The organism is Bacillus sp. SJ-10, assembly GCF_002843505.1.
GTDB lineage: Bacteria > Bacillota > Bacilli > Bacillales > Bacillaceae > Bacillus > Bacillus velezensis.
This window is the reverse complement of sequence record NZ_CP025258.1, coordinates 2,506,013-2,528,526: the sequence shown is the minus strand read 5'-3', so window position 1 is coordinate 2,528,526 and position 22,514 is coordinate 2,506,013. Positions and strand designations below refer to the sequence as shown.

Sequence of the window (22,514 nt, the reverse complement as noted above, 5' to 3'; positions counted from 1 at the left end):
TTCCTGGCAAAGATTCAACAAAAAAAGACAGGCTATAAGCCCGTCTAAAAGAAGACATCTTCAAATTTCACTTCTTCTGGTTTATTGGTTTCTGTCAATATCTCTAAATAGTGATATATGTCCATCTCGTCAATTGCGTTCATACTCCACCCTTGTTGCAGGAGAGTGGCGTAAATTTCATTTATTTGCTCGATTCCGCGCTCGTAGGTGTATTCTTCTCCGTCTGTTCCGGCAAAAAATCCTGATCAGCAGCCTCAATTTCTTTATAGCCGGCAACTTCCGAGAGAATGCGGCTCACTTCTTTCGCCACTTCAAAAGATTCCAGCCCCTCAAATAATTGATCATAAGTAAATTGATTGCGGAATATCCCAACAATAAATTGCAGCTGTTTTTCGAGGATTTTGATGCTTTTCTCCAAATTATCCGCTGTTTTTTCCGCTTCTGCATTTAATCGTAATGCTTCAAGAAGTGTTTTTGTATTGGTCCGGGGTGCAATAAATGTTTTGAATTTCTTTTCATCTTCGAACCATAGTTTAATAGAGATATGTTTTTGAGCCATGTTGACTCCTCCTTTTTATACGAATACAAAGGGAAGGAAGCTCTTAAGCTTCCCTAATCCCTAGGTTAAGCACCTAGATCTGTACTTGTTTTTTGATCGGCAGTGGATGATGTATAGGCACTGCCATACACTTTTTCATAAAACTTATCTAAATCGAAATTAGGAGCATCTTCGTCCGCGATCACTTTATATACATCATCTTGGTCTCTTTCAAGAAATTCAGCTGACAACTTAGAAGTTTGAAAGTCCACTTTTTCTTTTTTTGTATTCCAGTCGTCATCAGGCAGTGTAAACCGACCTTGGACTAAGCCGACATATCGTCTTTTTCCATTAGCTTTCACACCAAAGAAAGTCATAGCAATCCAAGGCGGAGTAACATTCTTCTTAAATAAATACAGTCCATCTGTGGTTTCCTCTATCCCAAACAAATTGACAAGGTGCTCTGGCGGAACATCTCTCATCTCTAAGTCTAATTTCGTTGAACCAGTTGAAACAGCAAGGTCAACTACCTTGTTATCAGCATATTGCTTTTCTGTAGATGAATCAGTTGCCATCTTTGCATTTATTGCATGTGGATAGTCGACAATCTTGCTGGCAACCCACAAGCCGTTTTCTTTTTTTAATGGTGCGTATTGAACGCCTTCTAATCCCACCATTGAGCTGTATTCAGGCATCATAAAACCTCCGATTATAATAAAATGTTTGCCTCAAACCGATAACCTTTTCGGATGAGGCGCTCTGATTGTAAAAATTCATTGATAAGAACTGTCGTTTGAAAATCCAGTTTCCCCATAACATCCAAGATAGCTGCCATAATTGGATCACACGACTGGTTGTGATACACATCAATTTGATACAAAGTGCTATCTTTAATTGGATGCCCGTCTGCCCATTCAGTCGTTCTATACTCTAATTCTTGAACCACAATGTAAGGAGGTTGGCTTTCCAAACCTTCTGGCACAGCCAGTTCATAGATGTTTTCAGGGCCAGTCAGCATCAAAAGCGCCGGATCTTTTTCCAGCGCTTCAAATACTTTATTTTTTAGTTGTGAAGATCTTTCTACTAAATTCACAGTTTAAAGCCTGCCTTTATGACTTTTTCCATTGCATCAAGCATCTTGCCATTCGCCTTTATCATACTCCGGTGAATAAATGGATTGGCAGCCTGATGGAGCGTGCCGAATTCCGGCAAGTGAACACGGAATTTTGTATCTTTTGTAGGACCTACAACTGCGTATATCTCTCCGTCTTCGTCCCGCCTGATACGGCTGCCGACTATAATATCATCGTCAATGTGCGGATGACTTCCGCCAATGGCAGAGCGTGGAGCTTCCTCATTAATTTCCGCAGCCAAAACAGCCCCTCCGGCTTTCACTGCTGCTTTATGAATCTTTTCATCCTTACGGGCCAGATCAGCGAAAGTAGATTCAAGCTCTCTAAACCCTTTCAATTCCAATTCAAAGTTCATCGGCTCACCACATTCGCTTTAATCGTAATGAAATGCCGCCGCGAATAGTTCGGCAAGATAGCATCAATTTCGTATGTTTTTCCCTGAAAAACGATTCGCATATGCTCATTGATATCTTCACGGTGCCGGATTGTAAATTGAACTGTTTTTTCTTTTTGTATGGCCGCTGCAGCATAATATTCCCGGCCCTTTAAGCCCTCCACCTTTGCCCAGCATTCAATAACTGTTTCCCACCTATCATTTCCCTCCATAGGCAGACGGCCGCCGGGCTTCTTTTTTTGGAATTGAATGCGGTAACGCATATCATTCAGCATCTGACGCCCTCCCTGGCAATGTATATTTCAGCTGATTGATTAACGAGGTCAGCACACCGTCTAAATTAGATGTTGTACCAGCTATTTCCCTGTTCTCATACCAATGTGCCACAAAAGCATTTACGCACATGGCGGCCCGGGCTGATTGATTGGGAAAAGCAAGGCCCGTTGCCGAAGTGATGTATTCTTTTGCGGAGGCAATGAACGCGAGAATTAAATCGTCCTCCAGGTCACCATCAACCCGGAGGAATTTTTTCGCTTTTTCTAATTCTATTTTTTCAGCTTCTGTCATCTGGCATCACCTGCCTCTCATTCTGCAGGAGTGGTAGATTTCAGTTCATCAATTTGTTTTTGCATTCCATCAAGCACAGCCTTCACTTCACTGTTCAGATGATCCATCATGACGCTGCCTGTTCCAATGTTATTGCTGCGAACTGATTTGTCAGCAAGCATTTCATGTACAATGCTGCCCTCACCAATAACTGCTGGATCACCTTTTTCGCCTTTAGGACCTTGCTCGCCTGTTTCACCTTTCGGACCAGCAGGACCAGGTTCCCCCTGCGGTCCTTGTTCACCCGGATCTCCCTTCTCGCCTTTGGGCCCCTGGGCGCCCGTATCGCCTTTTGGTCCTTGTTCACCTGGATCACCCTTTAAGCCTTTTACATAGAGAGGATTTTCTTCGCTGTTATCTGCAACCGAAATGTCAGTGATCGGCGTTCCTTTGCCGTTATCCCTTGCTGAAGTTAGCACACCGTTACTTTCGTTTAGAATGTTGTTTAGTTTTGCCATCTTTTAATCAATCCTTTCAGTATTAGTTTCCAAGATCAGCAGATTGTTCAGGTGTTTCCACTTTTGCATCCTCACCAACAACAAGATCAGTTACAATGATTGCAGCTTCTGGATCCACTACTTTTCCGTCGAACCGCTCAATACCGCGGAAATATGTCTGATCCGTAAGAAAGGCATCTCCGCCAACATCTGTAGATTTGATTTCAAATTTTTGACGATCAAACATGAAGTAGCCGCGTTTAAAGTCGCCGAAAAGAATGTGTGTTTTCTGTGTTTTATCATCCGTAAGGACTTCATCATAGATTTCAACCGGACGCCCAAATAGCAAGAAATTATCCTCATTCCTTGGATCCTCCGCTAAAATGCCGCGGCCGTTTTTGTCTTCGATATTTGCTAGGGTTTCAAACGCTTCAGTATTCATCACCCAAACAGCGTTACGTCGATAACCGCGCTTAATTTGGTTTTTCACTTTTCTTAAAAACTTAATCGTAATGAGTGACGGCGCTTTAATAGACTTGAATTTGCCGCTGCTAATGATACCTTCAACGTTTTTCTCTCCGCCGTCTCCATAAAAAATTTCATCATTCTCTGTTACAACGGCTGATTCAGACAGCCAGTCCACGATCTCTTGAACAAAATTCACAAATGAATCATTTAACAACTCACTGGAAACAGGCATGATTCCGGCGAATTTCTTGACGTTATACCAAATTTGATCAAATTCCATATTCTTCAGTTCTTTAATCTGTTCTTTCTCCGCTGTGTTATAAAGTTTTCCGGCAACGCCTTTACGAACCGTATAATTTCCGGATGGCGCAGTTTTCGGAACAACACGGATCAGATTACGAACAGAGTTCAGTTCCTGGATAGATTTCAAAATTTCTTTTGAAATATCATCCGGCACTGTATAGCCGCCGTCTTTATCGCTGCCTGCAGATAATGAACGGTTTTCTTTCAAAACGCGTTCCATCATGTTTCGTTCTTCTGTTTCAAGATCATGGCTGCGGCCGGTTAGCACCTTCAACCACGCTTCCCGGTATTCTTTCGTCGCTGTTAAGATATTACGATCTTCCGTCTCTTTCTTCGGTTCACTTTTGATTTCTGCAGAAAAGTTTCGTTCCTCGCCAATCTCCGGAAGTTCTAAACTGCGACCCTCTGTCATTAATTCAATTTGACTCTGCAGCTCTTTTGCTTCTTCAAGCATGCTGCGAGCTTCTTCAGGCTTTCCATCCTCCAAAAGATTTGAAGCCTCTTGTTTCTTTTGTGTGAATTTTTGTCTTAATTCACGTTCCTTTTTTGTCATTGCTACTGGCATTCGGGTATCCTCCTTAGATTTGAACATAAAAAATAGACCTATAAAGTTAGGTCTAAAAGTTCCAATTCCATTTTTAGTTTTTCTATTGGCGCATCGCGCATTTCTTTAATCTGTTCGACTTTTTCTAGACTGCGTTCACCGATCACAGCCTCCGTATCGTTATAAGCAGGTGTTGTTACAAGTGATATGTCAAAAATACGCTCGATGTTATTGATTCGACGTTCATATACATCTTCTTCATCATTATGACGCCATTCATCCGGCTCATTCTTGTTATAATTCAGTGAAAAGGCGAAGGAACACTGATTAATGACTCCGCTTCTGATATTCTCCATTAAATCTTTAGCATACGTCGTATCTGTGGGGGTAAAACGGAATTTTAGACCAATAGCATCTGTCTCTAATTCAAGCCGCCCAGCATCGCCAGAAACGGTGTTTCTCGCTAACGGATAATCCTGGCGGTGATTAAAAAGCGCTACTACGTTTGAAAGGTCCGTGGAAGCTAATGCATCCCGGCTGATGATTTCTTTAAACCATCCACCTAAACGTTCAGACCATTTTTCAAATTTTAAGGCGTAACCCTCAATAAAATCTCTTTTCTCTTCTCCTTCACCAGCAGAACGCAACTCAATCTTCGTTGTTAGGTGGCGAACTTCCTTGCTCATGTATGTCCTCACCTCCCTTAACGGAACCTGATTTGTTCATTTGATACTCCTCCAATGAATCAAGGAATGTATAGTTAAGCGATACAAGGTGCCTATCACCGTGTTCAATTGCGTTTTTCTCTTCAAAAGCACGAATTTCATTTATATTTAATGCACTGATCCGTTCCATAATTTCATAATACTCCGCCCTAGATTTCGCATCACCGCGCAGCTCGCTGTTTACGTTGAATTTGATATAGAACCCATCTTTAATCTCTTCATCAGTAAAGAGTTTCGTAATAATTTCCTGTTCAAAAGAAACCAGCCACGGCTGCAGCGTGTTTTTTACGTATTCAATCGATTGGTGTTCAATATTATTGAATGTTGCCCGGTCCAGCTCATTGATTTTATGCAATGGAACTTTAAAAATAGATGCGATTTGTGCCTTATTAAATTTCATAGACTCCACAAACTGAGCTTCTTGCAACGGCATAGATATTGATTCATAAGAAAGACCGGCATCTATAATTGCAATGTTCCGCCCGGCATTTACCTTTTCCCATTCATCTCTCGCCCGCTGTTTTGCATCTTCGTCTATTAAAGTCGGAACTTTTAAGATTCCCCGTGGTGTCGCATCATTTTTATATAATTTCGCATTAAATTTTGTGGCAGCCGATTGCGCGCCAATATGCTCCCTTATAACTCCGATAGGACTCTTACCGTTGATCCCGTCTTCTGTCATACCCTTGAAATGCAGGATCTCATCTGCATACAATTCAACACTTTTTGAATTAATGACAGTTTCATACCACAGCATACCTGTGTTTGGGTTTACATAGGCTTGCGTATTGGCGGGGTTTAATGGCAATAGAGCTGTTATAAAGCCATTCCGATCTGTTTTTATATAAGAATAGGCATTCCCCCACGTACAAGCATGAGTCATCATGAGCTTTTTCCAAGTAAAAGCCGTCATGTATTGATTCGGCTTTAGATAAAGCAATTGGGCAACAGGATGATCCATACTGCTTATAATATTTCCTTGCTTTTTTTTGAATGTATGGACGGCAAGCTTCGCAATGTCATCAGACAAAACATTTATACACGAAAAAACATCCGGATGGATGAGTGCCGTTGATTCACTGACACGTTCACCGCTAGCTGTTTTTGAGCCGCCGAACATATCTATAATCCAATCAGGAGGATTTGCGAGGCCCCAAGGCTCTTCATCATTTGATCTCTTAGAAAACAGCCCTTCCAAAAACAATTAATCACCTCCTTTTCTTACTGAGCAGCAGTGCATAAAATATAAAAAAGACACCTGTCAAAACAAGACCGATGTCTGTGTGCAAACGATATGCAGCTGCCAATATAAAAGCAGCACCTATGATAAAAAGAAAATCATTTAAAAAAAGCATCATGGCTGTCAGTATTTTCTTCACTTCTACACCACCTTTAGAAAGAAAATGAAGCTGACTTGATATATGCGTTTAAATCAACCTCATTATTGATTTGAGAAGCCCGTACATACGCATTCACAAGCGCGGCGGCCGGGTCAATCCGTTGGGTTGATTTTGATTTATCCAGCATGATGTTCTCTTGAGCATCCACTTTTGTTACAGTGTTCCCCATTGCCCAAGTTAGAAGATCATTTTTCGGGTGTATGATTTTTTTAGACTTGACCTTTGCTCTGAAGTCTTTGGTCGGCTCTGAGAGAGTTGCCACCCCTTGGCGGATTTCAACCATTACATATCCGTCTGCCTCCATTTGCTGAGCGAACTGAGTAGCGTTATATGGATCGTATCCAATTTCCTTGATGCGCCAGCCATGTTCCTTCTCCATTTTCTTAATATACGCTCTGATATAATCGTAATCGACGACAGCACCATCTGTTGTTGTTAACCAGTTCTTTTTCTCCCATACATCATAAGGGACCTTATCCGTGTTCATCCGCTCATGGAATGTATCCTCCGGCATAAATCCATGACTATCGACAGCAAAACTGCCGTCATCTAACGGGAAGATGAAAGATGCGGCGGTTAAATCAATCGTTTTTGACAAGTCAATGCCGACATAACATTCTCGGTTCTTCAGCTCAGGAAATTCATCCGAACCGCAATCCGCCCAAGCTTGCATATCCATATAACCATTCTCGCGCATATTAACCCAAATGTTCATATTCTTTGTCATGAAATTTCTCATCTTCTCCGGCACAGCAAGCGCTACTTCCAATTCTCCACGCAAATAATTCAGCCCGTGTTCGTTAGCTGCCACAATAGGGTTTGCTTTTATCCAATTGCGCTCATCTTTAATGTCATCGTCTTTATCTAATTCATTAATCATCACAAAATACTTTTCATTTTGCTCAACTTTATTGGGATCCAGTATACGTGAAACGTAATCGTATTCCACACGATAGGCGGGATTATTTAGCTCAAACCCTGCTGTCGTAATAATCATCATTAACGGTTGAGCACGAGCAGCCATACCAGAAGCGAGTACATCGTAAATCTCTGAAGTTTTATGGGCGTGATATTCATCGATGATGCCGCATTGCGGGTTGAACCCGTCCCCCGTTTTACCTGCATCTTTCGAAAGCGCCTCTATTTTTGACTGTGTTTTGGGATGTTCAATCTTACCGTAAGCAATTCGGTATTTCTTCTCCGGCTTATTCAAAAGGTCACTTTGCATAATCTGTGCTTTAATTTCGTTCCAACAGATTTTCGCCTGTTCCGTTTTTGTTGCACCTATGTAAACCTCGGACATGTATTCGTCGTTAGCCATTGCCTCATAGGATCCAACACATGCCAGGCTTTGTGTTTTTGTGTTTTTACGGCCAACCTGCCAATACACTTTTTTAAAGCGTCGATAGCCGTTATCCTTATGCACCCACCCGTACACATTGCCGAAAATAAATATTTGAATAGGCTCCGGCACAATATTTTCACCTTGCAACGGCCCTTTCGTATGCTTGAATTGTGTCATCCAGTAAAGAAAGCGACGCGCTTTCTCATCATCAAAGACGTACGGAAACTCTCTGGTACCTTCCCGGCTGATATCATTTAAAAAACGCTGACAAGCCCATACATGTTTTTCACATGCGACAATCTCACCCGATATAACGTCGCGTGAGTAATCAATAAGAAATTGTTTTATTGTCTTCATACATTACCAAACTCCTTTTCTGCAGCCGTCTTTTCTCGCTCCTCCTGTGTTCGGGTAATCGCGAGTTTTGCTCGGGCAGATGGCGTAAGGCCGAAATCATTCGCAGCTGATTTCATTTGATCATAGTAATTCTTTTGCCGCTTCAATAACGGATGCTCTTCACCAATCAACTGAATAGGATTTCCATCCTCATCCTGTCCCTCGGTATGCACCATAATCCCATCTTTTTCAATGATTTCTGAAATGGAAATATACTGAGAGTATGCATTACAATAGGCGGCCAACATGCTGATATCTGCTTCAGTAATAATCTCCACCTCAGATAACAAAGCAGCAACCCTTTTAAATTCTTTTTTCGCAATTTTATTTAACCAAGGTGGCGCTTTAATATTGTCGGAGCGCATTTTTATCTTTTTTTCGTGCTCAGCACGGGCAGCCAGCTCATCCGTATTCTTTTTGTTGGGATTACCTTGGATTAATTGAAGTGTTGCAGATTTAGCAGGTCTCGGCATGTTTTCACCTCATTTCTTTTCAAAAAAGTACGTTTTTTGCTTGTTTTTTTCATAAATCGTGATACGATGAAATCAATCATAAAACCAGTCGTATCAAGCCCTCTCGGCAAATTCGCCGAGGGGGCTTTCTGCTGTTTTCGGAACTTTGAAAAGCGGTGTTTGTTTACAGAAGGGGGATCGCCGTTCTCCGTTCGTTTCCCTTCGAGAGATTTGTTAGGGGGGTGGTCACTTGACTTTACTGCCATGAGCCTTGTTATGACAGGCATTACACAAGCTTTCAAGGTTCTTTATATCCAATCGTTTCGACCAATCTTGCTTTACTTCCACTATATGATGCACCATGTCAGCCGGAGTGAAGCAATGCGCTTTCAAACAATGCTGACAGAGATAATTGTCTCGCATCAAAGCAAGTTGTCTTGTTCGTTTCCATTCAGTTGATTTATAAAAACTTGTTATTGTTTTGTTTCTTGAATGTTTGTTGTAATGTTTTGTTTCTTCTTGTTGTTGTGTCTTGTGTGCATCACAGTACTTATCCCGAGTAAGGGCACGGCAACCACGGGCGGCACATTCCTTTAGGGGCTTGGGCGGCATGAACTTACATCCTTATTCCTTTGTTTCGGTGTGAATGCCAAAAAGAATTAAAGTTCATATACATTGATTCCCTCAATATCCTTTCATTCTGTCCCGCCATATTTATGCCCTTACATGTCTGCATCTCTTTTTCTATGCTCTCTCCATACTGTGCTATGAATCCCATCATGCAACCTCCTTACATTCCCTCTAAACCGACACCGTACTCAAGCCGTTAGCCGCCAATTGTCTCCTTGAGATTTACCGGAATCAGTTTACAGGGAATATAAAAAGCACCCCGAAGGATGCTTAAACAAAATTTACTCTTATCTCATTTCTTCATCTTCTGATTCAAATATCAATACTGTCGATTCTGTAGTACCTTCATATACTTGCGGTATTGCACATACAAGTCTGAATCCATCTTCACCTTGTAAATTCAAGTGCTCTTCAAGTTCAAGTAGAGGGGTTTTATCACTTAGCGTGCCATTAATTTTGTGAACGCAGTAATCATAAATTTTTTTAGTTTCCATAGCTTTCTCACCTCCCACCTTATTATCGGTTAAGGAGTAGGCGATAGGAACCATTCGCAAAATTTGTCGAACGAAAGCCCTTTATAAATAGGTGGCAACCGTAAGACGAAAAAGCATCATTTTATTATAGTTGCAATTAACGTTTCTTTTTATAAGCCGTAATATCTTTTCTTAAGAAAAGACGATCTCTATTCGTTGTTTTGATTGGTTTCAATGTCCCATGATCAACTAGCTGTTTAAGGTTTTGACGAGTGCACCCGATAATTTCAATCGCTTCCGAGGTGGTTATGACTTCTTTATCAAGGAACTCTCTCAATTCTTCGACATCACTAAATACAAACTTATCCATCCTTTGAATTCCTCCATTTCATAACTAAGTTTATAATCGTCAGCGTGAGCCAGATAACTGCCAGCACTATCGATATTATGTCCAGTACAGTCAGGTTGTTAAAGTCCATACGAGAAAATTGTAAGCAGAACAAGACGAAAAATAACAGTGTTGTTGAGTCTAATATTTTTTTCATTATCTCCGAGCATGGAATTTTAATGGTTTTGTTTAAGACCCATTAAGATGTTATAATACAAGGAGGGGAAGTAATTCCCCTCGTGGGTTTATTTGCGACGTTTCTTCTTGGCGGGAGAACGTCGTTTTTTGTTTTTATCACCCTTTAGGTCTTTGATGTTCTTGATCAGTGTCGTAATCCCAACGAGAATTCCGACTAACCAAGCTGTATCCCTAAGGATGAATTCAACGATTTCCATGCTCGTTAACACCTCCTTTCGATACTTTAATTATAACACTTATATTTACCACCGTCAATATAAAAACCAAATTCAAAACAAAAAAACCCCGTATGAAAGGGGTTTTTATAAAGGACTAAGTCCTATTGCCTGCTGTTTCGAGGAGGATTGTTAAAATTTTTCACTATTAGGTCGGTAATTAATTTCACTGAATAGAAAGAACCTAATGTCATCAACCAAATAAATATAAACCATACTCCATCAATTACAGCTTTAAGAATGTTATTACAAATCTCAGGTAAGCTATTTACAATAATTGAACAGATAACCACAATTAGAGCATAGTATATTTGAGTTCTTAAATTTGTATATATCTTTTTCTGTAGGTAAGGGTTGTATTCAGTAAGCCTTGAAAAGACTGAGCTTCCCTGCAAAGAAATTAATAAGCTAAGAAAAACACCCATAACCCCAATAACAATAGATGCAAAAGTAATAATATTTGAACCATTACTTTTTAGATTCACTACCCAGTTTAGATAACTAAGTACCCCAGTTAAAATACCCAATATAATACAAATCACAATGTTATATTTAACCCAAATATCCTCTAATTTATGCAACAAATTAGTTAACCTGGTCCGCTGCTCACTCATAAATAAATCACCTCGTTATCTTCTCAAGACACGTCTAACATCACCACGCCTTCTATCATAAGTTTCGATAAAGGATTGGTATAAATATTCGTGGGCTACCGTTTGCCTTGGACGTACTTCTATACTTATACGATCTGACAATCTTGGCTCAACTAAATTTACTGTCTCAACTTCTGCTTCTTCATTTTGTAGTGCTGTAAGCTCAATTGTCGGCCGATTTCGCTCGCCAGTCTGTTCAAAAGCTCTTAAAGTTCTTCTAATAACATCTTCATCAAGAGATGCCGTTTTTTCACTCCTACCCAAAGAAATAGTTAACTCAGCTGTCACGCCAGCACTCTCTCCTAATAAACGACGTGTTTCGCTCAGTAAACTATTCTCATTCAAACCAGCATCCAACATAACATCTGCACACTTAATTCTAATCTTTTTATAAAAATCTGCCTCCATTAATCTTCTGACTTTCGAGCCATCAATAACTGGAACAAGTTTGACAATCAAAGGAGTATCTTCAGTATTCCCTAGTGTATCTAAATATCTGAATCTTAATTGAGTTAGTACATTTTCTGTCTGGGCAATTGTTAGTCCATATAAATTAGACTGAACTATAGCAGCATTTAATTCATTATCGTAAATAAAACTAATGAATTCTCCAATATACTCATCCTGCTCAAGCAAAATATTTTCTTTTATCTCCCCAAACCTCTTTTTTGAGGGTATGTTATTTTCTCTCAATTTTGATAGTTGAAAACTGTAGATATTTCTTCTTTCATCAAAAGTGTAAGTATCTTTTTCAATTTCAGCGTACTCATCACCCACTGGAACTGTAGTTCTAAAAGTTTCCGAATTAACCATCAGGTAATCCAAAAAGGGTTGCATATTCCATAAATCAGCAGCGTGATTTATTACCCCATCTTCTGGATTTAATTCAGCTCTAACTGCTAGGTCAGCTGGAACTAATTGTACTTCAAAATAATTAAAACGAACATACTTTCTTGCCATAATTTATCTCCCCTTTCGATATAATTATAACATCGACAGGAATTAAATAACTTTTAATGAAACTTATGCTAAACACAAAATACTTTTTTCTGCTCGATTTTTCATTTTTAGACGGGAACGTTCGATGTTCTTCTGCACGGTTCCTTTTTTAATCCCCAATAACTGCGCTATCTCTTCGAATGACATGTTTTGCACAGCATGCATCATGAATATGTCTTTTTCTCTTTCTGTGAGCACGGAAAGGGCGTCAGAGATTCTTTCCTTATCCCAATCACTTACCTCTCCCTCAGCTTCTTGAACGATTGCATATTCTTCCGGCAGCGCATCAATTAAGCGCGGATCAGCAAGAATCGTCCTTTGATATGCATCTCTTCTGTCAGCACCTCGGCGGGCGCCGGGCTGTCTTCCGTTCTGCAGCCATTCGAGAGTGAATTCAATATCGCTGATCATGCTACTGATTATCTTCTTATCGTTCTTTTGTTCAGCCGTCATTTCAACTTCCGGTGTTTCCGTTAATGACCGGTATATCTTTCTTGCTTCTTTTAACGATCTTTTATATTCAATGATTAAATCTTGCACTTTTCATCATTCCTTTGCCTCAAAATGAATATGTATCGTTCCAATTATTATTTTTTTGTTCAGCAATATACTGGCGTCTAGATACCTCTGAAACTCTTAAGTTGAAGGTTTTGACCAAGAAGGTTTTCAACTCGTTATAGAGCTCTTCTCTGCCGCAAAAGATATTTACAAGCTTTCCGTGCTTATAAGCGAATCCGTATTTCATCCTAAAACTCCCCTTATTCTTTCTGTTTTAAATGGTCCGTTCTTGCCTCGTCCGAATATTTGCTTTTTTGGGCCTTCATCGTCGCTAAAAGTCGTCCAGAACAACTCCTATGCGTTTTTTATTAGGCTTTTTCATTCCTGTTTCATGTCGTTCCCCTGGACAAATAAAAAACGGACACCAATCAGAGCACAGTAATTTGTGCAATGATCAGTGTCCGCAGGCTTTCCGTCTTGGACTATAAATTTTTTTTTTACTTTTTTAAAGTCTTACTATAACCAAATTTAATCATAAAGCTTATTAGGACTATAACTACTATGGCAATCGAAATATCTTTAATCATTGACAGGTTATTCTGAAAAAAACCAGATAACTTTGGATATTTCATTATTGTCATATAACTAATTAGACAAGCTATATAAATCAATGAAGTAGTAGTCATGTTTCTTTTTATTTTATCCATTTCTTTAATTTGCTTTATTCCTTTATCAAATGTAATTATGCCTTTGTCAGTTATAATTGGCTTAAACTCCAATTCTTCATCTTGTTTTGTTTTAATATCCCTCTTAAGATCTAATAAGTTGTTAGATATTTCGATTTTCTGATCTATAGAAAGAAAATTAGTTTCGGAAATATCTTTAATAAGAAGATCTAAAATATCATCAATGCTATACAAACTATGTTGTTTAACTTTATTTGATTTAGCATTGGCAGCGGATAGTGACTCCAAAAGAGGTAAAGAAGGATTTTCTCCCTCTGATATAAAATCTTTCAAAGTATTAATTATTTGATTATTAGCTCTGTTAACTCTTTTAATATAATCTTTTCTTCCAAAAAACTTTGTTAGGGAATTTACAATAAAAGTACTTACTATTGCAGTTATTAAACTAACAATCCAGGGATTCGTTATCCAATCCATTTTCAACAACCTTTTTAAAATAAATCATACTATATTATGAAAAAATTTCATAATATTTTCGTTTGTTCATTCAGAAAAGAAACCATCCATCCCCTTTACTTTTGGGTCACTTTGACGGATGTTATTTTTACAAATCACTGATATATTTTGCTTTTCATCCTTTCATCCCTCTATCCCCGGCAGGACAGAGATTATAAAGAACACAACCACAACTACCGTGCATATCAACCGACTATTCATTTTATCCCGTTTTGCAATAATTGTTTCATCACCAATCATCTTTAAATCATCTGAACGCGCTACAAGGACCGGTATATATTGTTTGGGAACTTTCAAATATTCTGCTGCCTGTTCGACGGTCATCGCTTCATCTTTCGTTGCTTTGACGACACGTTGTAATTTGACTTGTAATGGCATCAATTCAAAAACCCCTTTGCTGAATAATTACATTCGTTTTATTTCACCTTGAACCCTATTTCGTGATCGACTCGTGCAAAGCTGCCTTTTGAGGTTTGGATGATGGTCTTTCCGTGCTCTGGGACATCCAATACATGCGCTGTTCCTTCAGTACCATCTAAAACGATGATACGGATTTTCCCAGGCTCCATACTTTGCTGAATACTTCCTTCATGATTTTTAATTTCTTTGGGGTTGTACACCTAGACTCCTCCTGTGCTATGATAGAAGTACCAATTCGAATCATAAGCACTGAGGCATAAGCTTCGGTGTTTTTTTATATCCTTAGTACGGATTTTCCCAGCCGCTCATTGTGAACGCCGGAGACGGCTTTAGTTCCTCTCGGTATATGATCGGATGTTTTTCGACATATGCTGCCAGTTCTTCCGGCGTCATCTTCCATTCCTTTACCGGTCCTGGTACGTAAGGATTGTTGTTGTTTTCTTGCATGTTGTTAACCTCCTGATTATTTGATTTAGGATCCATAGAAAAGCTACCTGTCATGACTCAATCTCAGTTATAATGACTTCCACCCGCGGCTCTTCACTGTAAAACTTACTGACCTTCAAATCGACTACCTGACTATCATCCTTGTATATCAGATGATTTAAAGCGTCTTTGACACCTTTTACATAGTTATCGACGTCCGGCTTTGTTACAGGGCGTAAAAGTCCTTTTTCAGCGTTCTCCTTTTTCCTCTTGGATCCGGATACAGCTTTCGGCATCGGTCTGAATACTCTGACTTCCATTGCGACAGGACCAACAATAACCTGCTTCGGTCGATGCTGAGACGCAACCAGTGCCACATACTGCTTAAAATTTTTTGACTTTACAGGATCGCACATTCTAACCTTTCCGTTTTGAATGGATCCCCGCGGCCGTCCTTGTGCGATCGGCTCTCCATAAACAATAAACTGAATAGAACTCAACAGCCTTTTACCTCCCGTCAATCTGTTCCCAATGCTCGATCTGCTTTTCCTTGTAAGGTGCAGTCAGTAATATGACTGGCAGCGCAGCAACTGCTTTAAGCACTTCTCACCAGCTCCATTTGCCTTATTTTCTCCTCCAGGATCCTAATCGCCGGTGTGAGATCCTGTCCGCCTGTCTGTTCAGCCGGGCCGAACATATAAATCCCTCCGGATCCTTGAACGTTCGTTTTTAAGCTCATTCCCATTCTCCTAACCTATGATTTAATTGCATTCGGTCTCCCTTGATGGTTACCGTATAATTACGGCACATCTGATGTATCCGAGATCCGAGCGCTTCGTCTATATCTAATAATGCTGCTGTATCTAATTCTGATGAAATCAGCAGGGGTTTGTGGTTCAGGTAGCGATAATTAACGACCGATTGGATCTGCTCAACCTGCCAATCTGTGGCCCGCGGTTCTCCCTTTACTGGTTTAAATAAATCGTCGATGAATAGAACGTCCGCTTTTCTCATTGCATCAAGCTTGGACTCTAGTTGATCAAAGTTGTCTCTTAAATTCCCCATCCCTTCGACGTAAGGGAAATACATGCAGTAAACAGATTTTTTCTTAATAAGGTTGTTCATGATTGCCGTTAATAGGTGCGTTTTTCCGCTGCCAGGCTGCCCAAGGAGGGCGATGCTGTTCGAACGTTCTCCTTTAACTTTTTGAAAATCCTTAAAGTATTCCATAGCGCACTCATATGCGTCTTTAATCATGTCAGGCTTGCCATCTGTAATGAAATTACCGAATAAGAGCATTTCAAATTCCTCGGTAATACCGCTGGCTTCCATAAGCCGGGCGATCTTTTTCCGTTTCACACACTTACATTGCTTAGAGTACGTGGTTTTCCACTCCCGGGCCTTATCCGGTAAGCACACTTTTCCTGCAAGGTAATCCTCTTCCCTCACCATTTGATCAGCGTTAAGACTCTCCATTGTTTTTTGTTCTTTTCTCAGCTGCCGTTCAGTATCTTGGTGAACCCGATATACAATGATTCCTTTGTCCTTGCAGTCAAGGCAATCATATTCAGCCTTTTCTTCTGAGGCGGCCTGTTCCGCTGAAAATTGGGCTGACCTGTCCCGTAGTTTTTTGAGAATGCCCGCCATTGCCATGTCCGTACTTTGTGTTTTGTGAGCTATCATGCTGTTTTTTCTCCTTTCTCTTCTGCGTAAACGGATTTGATAGAACTGCTTCAATGTAATTTAAACCAACCTTGCTGCCCTTGTTCCTGAAAGCCTGTTTCATAGCCTCCATGACCTTCTCCTCGCCGTAATCTTCAACCATATAGCCAATTCGCTGAGCTTCAATTGGTCCGATAGTACGGGCGACTTTGTTCTCGAATAATTCAAAGACATTTTTCACTTTTTCATCAACTTCCTTTCTTTCTTCCGACACTTGGACAAGGTCCTTCTTCTTGTTGTAATTGCCAAGCTGTATGTAATCCGCGTAATTCAGAACTGTAACAATAAAGCCGCGTTTTTGCGGCAGCCTGTCCAGTTTTAAATACTCCTGCTTGACCATTCTGTCTAACGAGTATTTGATCTGATCGGATGACCAATTAAAACGCTTTGCTAATTCCACAAGCTTAATGATTGTCTGACCGAGCTCTAAATCCTGATCCGTTCTATACTCTGCCCGTTTGAATAAATGATCGTATATTGTCTCATCCCGTGAATCTTTAAATGGCAGGCGGGGTAAAATGACATATCCTAGTCCTTGCGTATCCATATCGCTCACCTACTTCCTTTTACACACTGCTGTTAGAGCCTTAAAATCAATATCTGTTAATTCTAAAGATGGTTCATTCGTCTTCAGATAGTCCGTTACATACCGTGTATATAAGCCCTTCCTCATATCACGCCTTACTGTCTTAACCAGCCAGTAATAACAATGCGGAATCGGAACCTTAATTAAATCCTTTTCCATCAGCTGATCAGCTCCGAGAAATGAATGATACTGTTTAACTGATTTGTTGCACGGCAATATTTGCATCTCTCACACCGCTCCGGCTTTTCGCCGCCGTGTTTCACTTGCAGGATACGACCCATACGCTGCTCAATCTCTTCAAGCTCTACTTCCATTCGGCCCTTATCGATATTGATGACTGCTTTATCCGGCGGATCCTCTTTAGATACCCCCACGATAAGAGGCTCAAGCCACTCGTTACGCCCAGTCATACGCTTTTCCATTTCTGCGTAGAGCGCCATCTGTCCGATGTATCCGTATGCTTCGACAAACGAGCAATAGCCTATTTCCGGATTCCACACCTTTTCTCGAAGTGAACGGGTTGTTTTCAGATCTGCAAAACGGCTGCCGGCCGGGTTGTATACGTCCAGCTTGCCTTTCCATGGAACACCGAAAAGTTCAGCCGTTACGATAACTTCCTTTGCTCCTTGCAGAACGAACATACAGAGTTCGTCATGTTGAATCGCCTCAATCATCAGATCAGCTAACTGATATTGCTTGTACAGTTGGCCTTTTTGTGTAAAAAGTGATGGCGTGTTTCTCTTGAATTCATCAAATACCTGTTTCCCTTCAAGCCAGGCATGAACATATTGACCGAAGAGGAGAGCTTCTGAACCCGGCGGCACCCATTCACCGTTAATCTTGGCCATTGTTGCCGCCTCGCATTGCAGAAAGCTCTTATATTGAGAATTTGACATGTAATATCTATCAATCTCGTTAGAATAGTAATTCTCCTTGTTTAGCGCCGGAATCGTCCTCATCAGCAGGATCACCAGCCTTTTTCTTTTTTTCATCTGCCTTCCCAACTTGCTCTTTTTGCTTTTTAAATTCTTCTTCAGCCTTTGACTTAGTCGCGCCTGTGGCCTTGATATTGAAGTAATCCTCTTTCTTTGCCATCCCATCACGAAGGGACGTGTAAATGCGTCCAATTTTCAAGAAATCTTGTTCAGTGAAAGCATCGATCGAATTGCCGATGTATTCCTGGATCATTTCTTTTGTAACGCCAAACTCTTTTTTGAAAAGAGATAAAGCGTTTCTGAGACGATCCTCCAAAGGTTCTTTATGACCGCTGATTAACGTTTGCTGACACATATCAACCGCAGCATCTACGATATCGCCTGGAATTACTCCAAGTATGCAGGCACGCAACCGCCGCGCGCCTTGATTAGCAACCATTTCATAAATATCCCTTGGATCATCAAGCTTTGTAATAGCACCGCGCGCTTTCCGTTCATGCTTAACCGTGAAAATCTTGGTTTGACGGGTATTCGTTTCGAGGTCCCAGGCATAAGCCATGACAGACGATTCTCCTGCCTTCTGTTCCAATTCCATAATCCCGTAATCAATGTTCCCCCAGTTCTGCGCCAACGCTTCAGCAAGACGTATAGAAGGACCAGATACTTTTGAGCCGCCTCGGGGATATTCGTACACCGCGTTCTCGGCCAACAGCCTCCGTTCACATGCTTTCTTAATCCGATCGAACGCCGCGTATACATCCCGCGGGAATTTCTTAGCAATGACCATAGCAGCCTGTACCTCTTGAGCTTGGCGACTGACCATAGCTTCGGTAGTCACGTTGGTTGCCTGTTGAGGTGCGGGCATATAATCTGAGTAATCTACCTGAGACAATCCATTCATTTTGCTGCCACCTCTCTCAAATAAGCTTCTGTGCCGCGCCTCTGCCATTCTCGGTATGCGTCCATTGATGGAAAACTGAATACAGGACGGCCATACTTGTCAAATGTAATTGAACCGCCAACCTGACTTAAACGTGCCTGGTCGTCCGCCCGATCGCTGAATGACACTGTAATTGATTTTGCCATTTATAAAACCTCCATTGTTTTCTATGAGGCGTTTTGATATAATTAGGTTCCAATCAATAATCAAAACGCCTTACGAAGTCCACTTTGCCGAGTGGGCTTTTTTATTGCGCTGTTTGAAATTCAAAACCAAGCTGCTCCTTTAAGTACCGTTCAAGATTATCCCTCAAAATTACCTCGCCGCTGTCGATTACATAATCATCTGTTGGCATTATGATGTCCCCAAAAAAATCCTTTTTTATTTCAGGTTCTGACGTTTTATCGTGCCAGTTGTTCAAAACCATTGGATTTTCAATGTTCATTGCGAGCACCTGCTTATTACAGTTAAATTAATACCTCGCTGCTGCATTTTCATAGCTACATCGTACAAACGGCCTTTGTTTGCTAACCGGTTAATATCCTCCGTCAAAACTTTTATGCTTCCGGCTAAGCTAATGGCTTCCTCGTAATCACCATCACGCAGGGCCTCACTTAGCATAATCGCCAATTCTTCTGCTGAATCCACTTTCCGTTTAGCAGCTTCTAAATCTGATTTAAGAAATTGATTGTTGTTCATATCGTAATTGCCTGCCTCTCCTCATGTTTTGCCATTGCTACTTGATCAACTAGCGCTTTTCTTGTCCACCTATCCGCTAGTTCTTGTATCTTTAAACCGTGTCCGCGGGCTAGTGAATAGATGAGTGTCTTATTTGCCGGAATAAGATCGAAAATCTGTTTAATATCACCCATTGGCAGTTCACCTGCCCTCCTACCCGGCCTGTCACTTGCCAGCCAACGGGCTAGGTGTTTTGTTGCTTCCAACGCCTCTTCCAACTGATGGACCATATTGATTACCGCGGCACTTGCACTTTCATTTAATGCAGGATCAATGGGGGCAGCCGCTGTGGGTGCAGACGGAAAAGATAATGCACGAGATCAATATGTTCATAGGCTTCACATACTTCAAACCACTTAATGCATAGTTCAGGAGTGAGTTTGCTAAAGCCATTTTCCACATCAGAAACATATCGTTGATCCTTTCCCCCAATTAAATTACCGATTTGGTACTGTGCAAGGCCCGCCGATTTTCGGACACCACGCATAATCTGCGGTAAATTTCGCAAATTGTATGGGTTGTTCTCCATATGTTTGCCTCCTGATATATTCAGTTTTTTACTGATAAAATTTAAGTAATGAAAACACTAACTCGCCTGTTGCTTTTTCAACTTGTTAATGATGTAGGCTTGTCCCTTTGGTGTAATCTTCATTGTGAGCCACGTTTTTGACTTTCCGCTTACTTCTCGAACTCCCTGTGCTACTTCAAAGTAACCGCGGTTCACATATTCTTGATAAGGTTCATTTTTGTTGGAAAAGATCATCTTCCAATCTCGTAATTTCTGAAACAACTGCCTCTCACCAATAACAATGCCTTGTTTTGATGCAAGTTTTGCAACCTCTCTGACAAGCAGGGATTTTTCAGACGCCATACACGATTCAGCAAAACTGACCAACGGCTCCTGAATCCTCAATGTTTGTTCAAGCTGTTGCCGTTCTTCCTGTTCGGTGATCCATCGCTTTGCTCGGCTGACTGGATCATCAATCATATAAGACGGCTGCTTTAGTTTCTGAAGCTCATTTTCCATTCGGTTAAACTCCGAAATATACTTTTCCTTGAACAGCGCTGCCTTTGCACCTGTGTAACCAAAAACTAAGAATGTAAGACCGTCACGCTTGATGAGATATTTTTTATAAGTGCGATTCCTATTGTCCTTATATTCAACCTCCCCAAAATTGTGGAGATTAAATTCTTTACTAGAATCAAGGTTTTTAATATCACGTAAAACATGATCATGACGCTTTCCGAATACCTCAGCAACAGTCAGGCTATCGGTTACAACTTGATCGCCTTCAATAAAAACAAGTTGATTCATGCGGTTGCCCCCTTACGGAAATACTGGGTATTTTCCTCCACCCAACGGGTATTTCTTTCAATCCATTTAAAAAGCAGCTGGGTTGGAATTTTCTTGCCGAACTCATCATTTACCGGGAAATCAGGTCGCGACATGAGTTCAGACATTTTTGTTTGACCGCATCTGAGTACTTTCATCGCTTCTTCTCTGGTTAAGATGTGAGGAAGCTCATTCAACGCTCCCAGCCGCTCGACTAACATATCTGTTGCCCTATCAGCAATTTTTGCTGCAATTTGATCAATGAAGTTATCGTCGTATTGCATGGTAAACATATTTGGTACCTCCTATGCTGTGTTTGATTTTTGTTTCGAATCGACGACATTTTCTTCAAAAAAAAGCGTCCAATCGACATCAAAGTTGTTAGCAATTCTCTTTGCTAGTTTTACTGAAGGATTTCTCTTTCCTAATTCAATGTTCGCGTAAGCACCTCTAGAGATACCAATTTCCTCAGCTGTTTCCTGTTGGCTTTTGTCTCCACGGATGTCTATCAACCATTTCCTCAATAGATTCACCCCCCTATTTGCGTCGAAACGAATCATTTGTTTTTATGATATCGTCCATTAGAAACAATGTCAATAACTTTTTCGTCGTTTTGACACAAAACTTTATTTGTTTCATTTCGACACGTTATAATGTTTAATGAATGAGGTGAAATTATGTTTAAAGACCGGTTAATTCAACTCCGTAAAGGCAAGAAGTTAACACAAGAACAAATGGCTGAAAAGGTTGGCGTTCACAGGGGCACATATGCTAATTATGAAAGAGGCCATAGACAGCCAGACTATGAAACATTAGTTAAAATAGCTGATTTCTTTGAAGTCTCTACAGATTACTTGCTGAGAGGTCAAGAGTACTACCAAGATAAAGCTAAAGAACTCCGTAAGCAGAATGATGTTCGTTTTGATAATGTCGAAGGACAGGAACTGATGACGGAGGATGAAAAAGATAAATATCTTGCAGATGCTCTAAGGCGACTTGATGGAATTGAAAAAATGATTGCAGAGAATTTCAAAAACAAAAAAGAGGAAAAGTAATTATTCTTTATTGTTTATTAAGTTATTTCTGTTATTTCTGTTTACTAATAAGATCGGAACTTGAACCGGAATACAAATGAACCCGATCCGAAAGGATAATTTCACCATGTTCCTAATCCCTTATGGTTCAAGGGTTTTCAATCTTATTCTCATCTGAAACTGATCCGGACTTGAACGGAATCTCATCAGTAAAAATCGAGTCGTTGAGAAAAGTCCTGTTTTTAAATTTTGATTAGCCCTTTTAGGGCTTTTCTTTAAACAAAACACCAGAACATAAGTTCTTTTCCAGAATACATTAACTCTCCTCCCCCTACTCATTAATTTCATTTGTATTTAAAACAACTCCTATACTTAATCTAAGA

38 protein-coding genes and 1 pseudogene are annotated in these 22,514 nt (G+C 40.5%); 1 reads left to right on the top strand and 38 read right to left on the bottom strand.

The annotated features are described in order from the left end of the window. Positions 1-181: 181 nt before the first annotated feature. The 38 genes and pseudogenes from gpG to CXL14_RS12725 form a co-directional block, all read right to left on the bottom strand. Entirely contained in the window at positions 182-559 is a 378-nt protein-coding gene (gpG, locus tag CXL14_RS12905) for a phage tail assembly chaperone G (protein WP_014418189.1), read from the bottom strand. Between the two features lie 65 nt (positions 560-624). Beyond that, positions 625-1,233, bottom strand: a complete 609-nt coding sequence (locus tag CXL14_RS12900) for a major tail protein (RefSeq protein WP_014418190.1) — start codon at positions 1,231-1,233, stop codon at positions 625-627. A 14-nt stretch (positions 1,234-1,247) separates the two neighbouring features. After that, positions 1,248-1,631, bottom strand: a complete 384-nt coding sequence (gene gp17, locus CXL14_RS12895; RefSeq protein ID WP_014418191.1) for a tail completion protein gp17 — start codon at positions 1,629-1,631, stop codon at positions 1,248-1,250. Further along, positions 1,628-2,026, bottom strand: coding sequence for an HK97-gp10 family putative phage morphogenesis protein (locus CXL14_RS12890; protein WP_014418192.1), 399 nt, complete (start codon positions 2,024-2,026; stop codon positions 1,628-1,630). Before CXL14_RS12890 ends, gp17 begins: the two co-directional genes overlap by 4 nt. Beyond that, positions 2,023-2,340, bottom strand: coding sequence for a phage head closure protein (locus CXL14_RS12885; protein ID WP_014418193.1), 318 nt, complete (start codon positions 2,338-2,340; stop codon positions 2,023-2,025). Before CXL14_RS12885 ends, CXL14_RS12890 begins: the two co-directional genes overlap by 4 nt. Beyond that, entirely contained in the window at positions 2,330-2,632 is a 303-nt protein-coding gene (locus CXL14_RS12880; protein WP_014418194.1) for a head-tail connector protein, read from the bottom strand. The genes CXL14_RS12885 and CXL14_RS12880 overlap by 11 nt, the downstream gene beginning before the upstream one ends. Before the next feature lie 17 nt (positions 2,633-2,649). Next, positions 2,650-3,129, bottom strand: coding sequence for a collagen-like protein (locus CXL14_RS12875; RefSeq protein WP_014418195.1), 480 nt, complete (start codon positions 3,127-3,129; stop codon positions 2,650-2,652). A 22-nt stretch (positions 3,130-3,151) separates the two neighbouring features. Further along, a complete protein-coding gene (locus CXL14_RS12870) occupies positions 3,152-4,444 on the bottom strand; it encodes a phage major capsid protein (protein ID WP_014418196.1) in 1,293 nt (430 codons plus the stop codon). A 38-nt stretch (positions 4,445-4,482) separates the two neighbouring features. Next, positions 4,483-5,109 carry an HK97 family phage prohead protease gene (locus tag CXL14_RS12865; protein ID WP_014418197.1) on the bottom strand — a complete coding sequence of 209 codons (627 nt, stop codon included), beginning with the start codon at positions 5,107-5,109 and terminating at the stop codon, positions 4,483-4,485. Then, positions 5,072-6,352 carry a phage portal protein gene (locus CXL14_RS12860; protein WP_014418198.1) on the bottom strand — a complete coding sequence of 427 codons (1,281 nt, stop codon included), beginning with the start codon at positions 6,350-6,352 and terminating at the stop codon, positions 5,072-5,074. Before CXL14_RS12860 ends, CXL14_RS12865 begins: the two co-directional genes overlap by 38 nt. A gap of 4 nt (positions 6,353-6,356) precedes the next feature. Beyond that, a complete protein-coding gene (locus CXL14_RS20200) occupies positions 6,357-6,527 on the bottom strand; it encodes a hypothetical protein (protein ID WP_014418199.1) in 171 nt (56 codons plus the stop codon). Positions 6,528-6,540: 13 nt separating this feature from the next. Beyond that, positions 6,541-8,250: a terminase large subunit gene (locus tag CXL14_RS12855; RefSeq protein WP_014418200.1), complete on the bottom strand. Its 1,710-nt coding sequence runs from the start codon at positions 8,248-8,250 to the stop codon at positions 6,541-6,543. Further along, entirely contained in the window at positions 8,247-8,762 is a 516-nt protein-coding gene (locus CXL14_RS12850; protein WP_014418201.1) for a phage terminase small subunit P27 family, read from the bottom strand. Before CXL14_RS12850 ends, CXL14_RS12855 begins: the two co-directional genes overlap by 4 nt. A gap of 225 nt (positions 8,763-8,987) precedes the next feature. Then, positions 8,988-9,353: an HNH endonuclease gene (locus CXL14_RS12840; protein WP_088056582.1), complete on the bottom strand. Its 366-nt coding sequence runs from the start codon at positions 9,351-9,353 to the stop codon at positions 8,988-8,990. 305 nt (positions 9,354-9,658) lie between these two features. Beyond that, positions 9,659-9,865, bottom strand: coding sequence for a hypothetical protein (locus CXL14_RS12835; protein ID WP_088056583.1), 207 nt, complete (start codon positions 9,863-9,865; stop codon positions 9,659-9,661). A 136-nt stretch (positions 9,866-10,001) separates the two neighbouring features. Continuing rightward, positions 10,002-10,214 (bottom strand): helix-turn-helix domain-containing protein, encoded by a 213-nt coding sequence (locus CXL14_RS12830; protein WP_088056584.1) that lies wholly within the window; start codon positions 10,212-10,214, stop codon positions 10,002-10,004. Between the two features lie 263 nt (positions 10,215-10,477). Beyond that, a complete protein-coding gene (locus CXL14_RS20195) occupies positions 10,478-10,627 on the bottom strand; it encodes a hypothetical protein (protein WP_162839616.1) in 150 nt (49 codons plus the stop codon). Positions 10,628-10,749: 122 nt separating this feature from the next. Next, entirely contained in the window at positions 10,750-11,259 is a 510-nt protein-coding gene (locus CXL14_RS12820) for a hypothetical protein (RefSeq protein WP_088056586.1), read from the bottom strand. Between the two features lie 15 nt (positions 11,260-11,274). Continuing rightward, positions 11,275-12,258, bottom strand: coding sequence for a DUF6731 family protein (locus CXL14_RS12815; RefSeq protein ID WP_088056587.1), 984 nt, complete (start codon positions 12,256-12,258; stop codon positions 11,275-11,277). A 63-nt stretch (positions 12,259-12,321) separates the two neighbouring features. Then, positions 12,322-12,837 carry a sigma-70 family RNA polymerase sigma factor gene (locus tag CXL14_RS12810; RefSeq protein WP_088056588.1) on the bottom strand — a complete coding sequence of 172 codons (516 nt, stop codon included), beginning with the start codon at positions 12,835-12,837 and terminating at the stop codon, positions 12,322-12,324. Between the two features lie 19 nt (positions 12,838-12,856). Then, positions 12,857-13,042, bottom strand: coding sequence for a hypothetical protein (locus CXL14_RS12805; RefSeq protein ID WP_088056589.1), 186 nt, complete (start codon positions 13,040-13,042; stop codon positions 12,857-12,859). A gap of 250 nt (positions 13,043-13,292) precedes the next feature. Beyond that, positions 13,293-13,958 carry a hypothetical protein gene (locus tag CXL14_RS12800; RefSeq protein WP_025852606.1) on the bottom strand — a complete coding sequence of 222 codons (666 nt, stop codon included), beginning with the start codon at positions 13,956-13,958 and terminating at the stop codon, positions 13,293-13,295. Positions 13,959-14,120: 162 nt separating this feature from the next. Beyond that, complete coding sequence (locus CXL14_RS12795) at positions 14,121-14,378, bottom strand: hypothetical protein (protein ID WP_101287836.1); 258 nt, start codon at positions 14,376-14,378, stop codon at positions 14,121-14,123. A 35-nt stretch (positions 14,379-14,413) separates the two neighbouring features. Beyond that, a complete protein-coding gene (locus CXL14_RS12790) occupies positions 14,414-14,617 on the bottom strand; it encodes an XtrA/YqaO family protein (protein ID WP_025852610.1) in 204 nt (67 codons plus the stop codon). An 82-nt stretch (positions 14,618-14,699) separates the two neighbouring features. Next, a complete protein-coding gene (locus CXL14_RS20190) occupies positions 14,700-14,864 on the bottom strand; it encodes a hypothetical protein (RefSeq protein WP_162918043.1) in 165 nt (54 codons plus the stop codon). A 50-nt stretch (positions 14,865-14,914) separates the two neighbouring features. Continuing rightward, positions 14,915-15,343: a RusA family crossover junction endodeoxyribonuclease gene (locus CXL14_RS12785; RefSeq protein ID WP_088056591.1), complete on the bottom strand. Its 429-nt coding sequence runs from the start codon at positions 15,341-15,343 to the stop codon at positions 14,915-14,917. Positions 15,344-15,438: 95 nt separating this feature from the next. Continuing rightward, a complete protein-coding gene (locus CXL14_RS20420) occupies positions 15,439-15,582 on the bottom strand; it encodes a hypothetical protein (RefSeq protein ID WP_088056592.1) in 144 nt (47 codons plus the stop codon). Next, entirely contained in the window at positions 15,579-16,526 is a 948-nt protein-coding gene (locus CXL14_RS12780) for an ATP-binding protein (protein WP_141233183.1), read from the bottom strand. Before CXL14_RS12780 ends, CXL14_RS20420 begins: the two co-directional genes overlap by 4 nt. Continuing rightward, positions 16,411-17,112 (bottom strand): DnaD domain protein, encoded by a 702-nt coding sequence (locus CXL14_RS12775; protein ID WP_052586175.1) that lies wholly within the window; start codon positions 17,110-17,112, stop codon positions 16,411-16,413. Before CXL14_RS12775 ends, CXL14_RS12780 begins: the two co-directional genes overlap by 116 nt. Positions 17,113-17,309: 197 nt before the next feature. After that, positions 17,310-18,143, bottom strand: a complete 834-nt coding sequence (locus CXL14_RS12765; protein ID WP_371979617.1) for a PD-(D/E)XK nuclease-like domain-containing protein — start codon at positions 18,141-18,143, stop codon at positions 17,310-17,312. Continuing rightward, complete coding sequence (locus CXL14_RS12760; protein WP_025852621.1) at positions 18,067-18,987, bottom strand: hypothetical protein; 921 nt, start codon at positions 18,985-18,987, stop codon at positions 18,067-18,069. The genes CXL14_RS12765 and CXL14_RS12760 overlap by 77 nt, the downstream gene beginning before the upstream one ends. Continuing rightward, positions 18,984-19,172, bottom strand: coding sequence for a hypothetical protein (locus CXL14_RS12755; RefSeq protein WP_032859263.1), 189 nt, complete (start codon positions 19,170-19,172; stop codon positions 18,984-18,986). The genes CXL14_RS12760 and CXL14_RS12755 overlap by 4 nt, the downstream gene beginning before the upstream one ends. Before the next feature lie 101 nt (positions 19,173-19,273). After that, positions 19,274-19,471, bottom strand: coding sequence for a YqaI family protein (locus CXL14_RS12750; protein ID WP_014721404.1), 198 nt, complete (start codon positions 19,469-19,471; stop codon positions 19,274-19,276). After that, positions 19,468-19,725, bottom strand: a complete 258-nt coding sequence (locus CXL14_RS12745) for a YqaH family protein (RefSeq protein WP_014418217.1) — start codon at positions 19,723-19,725, stop codon at positions 19,468-19,470. Before CXL14_RS12745 ends, CXL14_RS12750 begins: the two co-directional genes overlap by 4 nt. Beyond that, positions 19,722-20,293 (bottom strand): annotated as a pseudogene (locus CXL14_RS12740) (helix-turn-helix domain-containing protein). Before CXL14_RS12740 ends, CXL14_RS12745 begins: the two are co-directional and overlap by 4 nt. A gap of 57 nt (positions 20,294-20,350) precedes the next feature. Then, the gene (locus tag CXL14_RS12735; protein WP_014418219.1) at positions 20,351-21,079 is read right to left on the bottom strand and encodes a phage regulatory protein/antirepressor Ant; all 729 of its coding nucleotides are present in this window, start codon (positions 21,077-21,079) and stop codon (positions 20,351-20,353) included. Then, entirely contained in the window at positions 21,076-21,390 is a 315-nt protein-coding gene (locus CXL14_RS12730; protein WP_032863594.1) for a hypothetical protein, read from the bottom strand. Before CXL14_RS12730 ends, CXL14_RS12735 begins: the two co-directional genes overlap by 4 nt. Positions 21,391-21,402: 12 nt before the next feature. Then, positions 21,403-21,621, bottom strand: coding sequence for a helix-turn-helix transcriptional regulator (locus CXL14_RS12725; RefSeq protein ID WP_088056598.1), 219 nt, complete (start codon positions 21,619-21,621; stop codon positions 21,403-21,405). A 153-nt stretch (positions 21,622-21,774) separates the two neighbouring features. On the opposite strand from CXL14_RS12725, the gene CXL14_RS12720 reads away from it, so the two are divergent. Continuing rightward, entirely contained in the window at positions 21,775-22,152 is a 378-nt protein-coding gene (locus tag CXL14_RS12720) for a helix-turn-helix domain-containing protein (protein WP_014418220.1), read from the top strand. The last annotated feature ends 362 nt before the right edge of the window (positions 22,153-22,514 follow it).

Bases quoted from the DNA above. Each gene is read 5' to 3' on its own strand.
- CXL14_RS12760 (WP_025852621.1), bottom strand. From the start codon at position 18,987: ATGAATGGATTGTCTCAGGTAGATTACTCAGATTATATGCCCGCACCT.
- gpG (WP_014418189.1), bottom strand. From the start codon at position 559: ATGGCTCAAAAACATATCTCTATTAAACTATGGTTCGAAGATGAAAAG.
- CXL14_RS12735 (WP_014418219.1), bottom strand. From the start codon at position 21,079: ATGAATCAACTTGTTTTTATTGAAGGCGATCAAGTTGTAACCGATAGC.
- CXL14_RS12900 (WP_014418190.1), bottom strand. From the start codon at position 1,233: ATGCCTGAATACAGCTCAATGGTGGGATTAGAAGGCGTTCAATACGCA.
- CXL14_RS12835 (WP_088056583.1), bottom strand. From the start codon at position 9,865: ATGGAAACTAAAAAAATTTATGATTACTGCGTTCACAAAATTAATGGC.
- CXL14_RS12885 (WP_014418193.1), bottom strand. From the start codon at position 2,340: ATGCTGAATGATATGCGTTACCGCATTCAATTCCAAAAAAAGAAGCCC.
- CXL14_RS20195 (WP_162839616.1), bottom strand. From the start codon at position 10,627: ATGGAAATCGTTGAATTCATCCTTAGGGATACAGCTTGGTTAGTCGGA.
- CXL14_RS12755 (WP_032859263.1), bottom strand. From the start codon at position 19,172: ATGGCAAAATCAATTACAGTGTCATTCAGCGATCGGGCGGACGACCAG.
- CXL14_RS12750 (WP_014721404.1), bottom strand. From the start codon at position 19,471: ATGAACATTGAAAATCCAATGGTTTTGAACAACTGGCACGATAAAACG.
- CXL14_RS12870 (WP_014418196.1), bottom strand. From the start codon at position 4,444: ATGCCAGTAGCAATGACAAAAAAGGAACGTGAATTAAGACAAAAATTC.
- CXL14_RS12865 (WP_014418197.1), bottom strand. From the start codon at position 5,109: ATGAGCAAGGAAGTTCGCCACCTAACAACGAAGATTGAGTTGCGTTCT.
- CXL14_RS12830 (WP_088056584.1), bottom strand. From the start codon at position 10,214: ATGGATAAGTTTGTATTTAGTGATGTCGAAGAATTGAGAGAGTTCCTT.
- CXL14_RS12775 (WP_052586175.1), bottom strand. From the start codon at position 17,112: ATGGATACGCAAGGACTAGGATATGTCATTTTACCCCGCCTGCCATTT.
- CXL14_RS12780 (WP_141233183.1), bottom strand. From the start codon at position 16,526: ATGATAGCTCACAAAACACAAAGTACGGACATGGCAATGGCGGGCATT.
- CXL14_RS20190 (WP_162918043.1), bottom strand. From the start codon at position 14,864: ATGCAAGAAAACAACAACAATCCTTACGTACCAGGACCGGTAAAGGAA.
- CXL14_RS12745 (WP_014418217.1), bottom strand. From the start codon at position 19,725: ATGAACAACAATCAATTTCTTAAATCAGATTTAGAAGCTGCTAAACGG.
- CXL14_RS20420 (WP_088056592.1), bottom strand. From the start codon at position 15,582: ATGAGCTTAAAAACGAACGTTCAAGGATCCGGAGGGATTTATATGTTC.
- CXL14_RS12850 (WP_014418201.1), bottom strand. From the start codon at position 8,762: ATGCCGAGACCTGCTAAATCTGCAACACTTCAATTAATCCAAGGTAAT.
- CXL14_RS12820 (WP_088056586.1), bottom strand. From the start codon at position 11,259: ATGAGTGAGCAGCGGACCAGGTTAACTAATTTGTTGCATAAATTAGAG.
- CXL14_RS12815 (WP_088056587.1), bottom strand. From the start codon at position 12,258: ATGGCAAGAAAGTATGTTCGTTTTAATTATTTTGAAGTACAATTAGTT.
- CXL14_RS12840 (WP_088056582.1), bottom strand. From the start codon at position 9,353: ATGCCGCCCAAGCCCCTAAAGGAATGTGCCGCCCGTGGTTGCCGTGCC.
- CXL14_RS12730 (WP_032863594.1), bottom strand. From the start codon at position 21,390: ATGTTTACCATGCAATACGACGATAACTTCATTGATCAAATTGCAGCA.
- CXL14_RS12855 (WP_014418200.1), bottom strand. From the start codon at position 8,250: ATGAAGACAATAAAACAATTTCTTATTGATTACTCACGCGACGTTATA.
- CXL14_RS12805 (WP_088056589.1), bottom strand. From the start codon at position 13,042: ATGAAATACGGATTCGCTTATAAGCACGGAAAGCTTGTAAATATCTTT.
- CXL14_RS12800 (WP_025852606.1), bottom strand. From the start codon at position 13,958: ATGGATTGGATAACGAATCCCTGGATTGTTAGTTTAATAACTGCAATA.
- CXL14_RS12720 (WP_014418220.1), top strand. From the start codon at position 21,775: ATGTTTAAAGACCGGTTAATTCAACTCCGTAAAGGCAAGAAGTTAACA.
- CXL14_RS12880 (WP_014418194.1), bottom strand. From the start codon at position 2,632: ATGACAGAAGCTGAAAAAATAGAATTAGAAAAAGCGAAAAAATTCCTC.
- CXL14_RS12890 (WP_014418192.1), bottom strand. From the start codon at position 2,026: ATGAACTTTGAATTGGAATTGAAAGGGTTTAGAGAGCTTGAATCTACT.
- CXL14_RS12765 (WP_371979617.1), bottom strand. From the start codon at position 18,143: ATGAAAAAAAGAAAAAGGCTGGTGATCCTGCTGATGAGGACGATTCCG.
- CXL14_RS12875 (WP_014418195.1), bottom strand. From the start codon at position 3,129: ATGGCAAAACTAAACAACATTCTAAACGAAAGTAACGGTGTGCTAACT.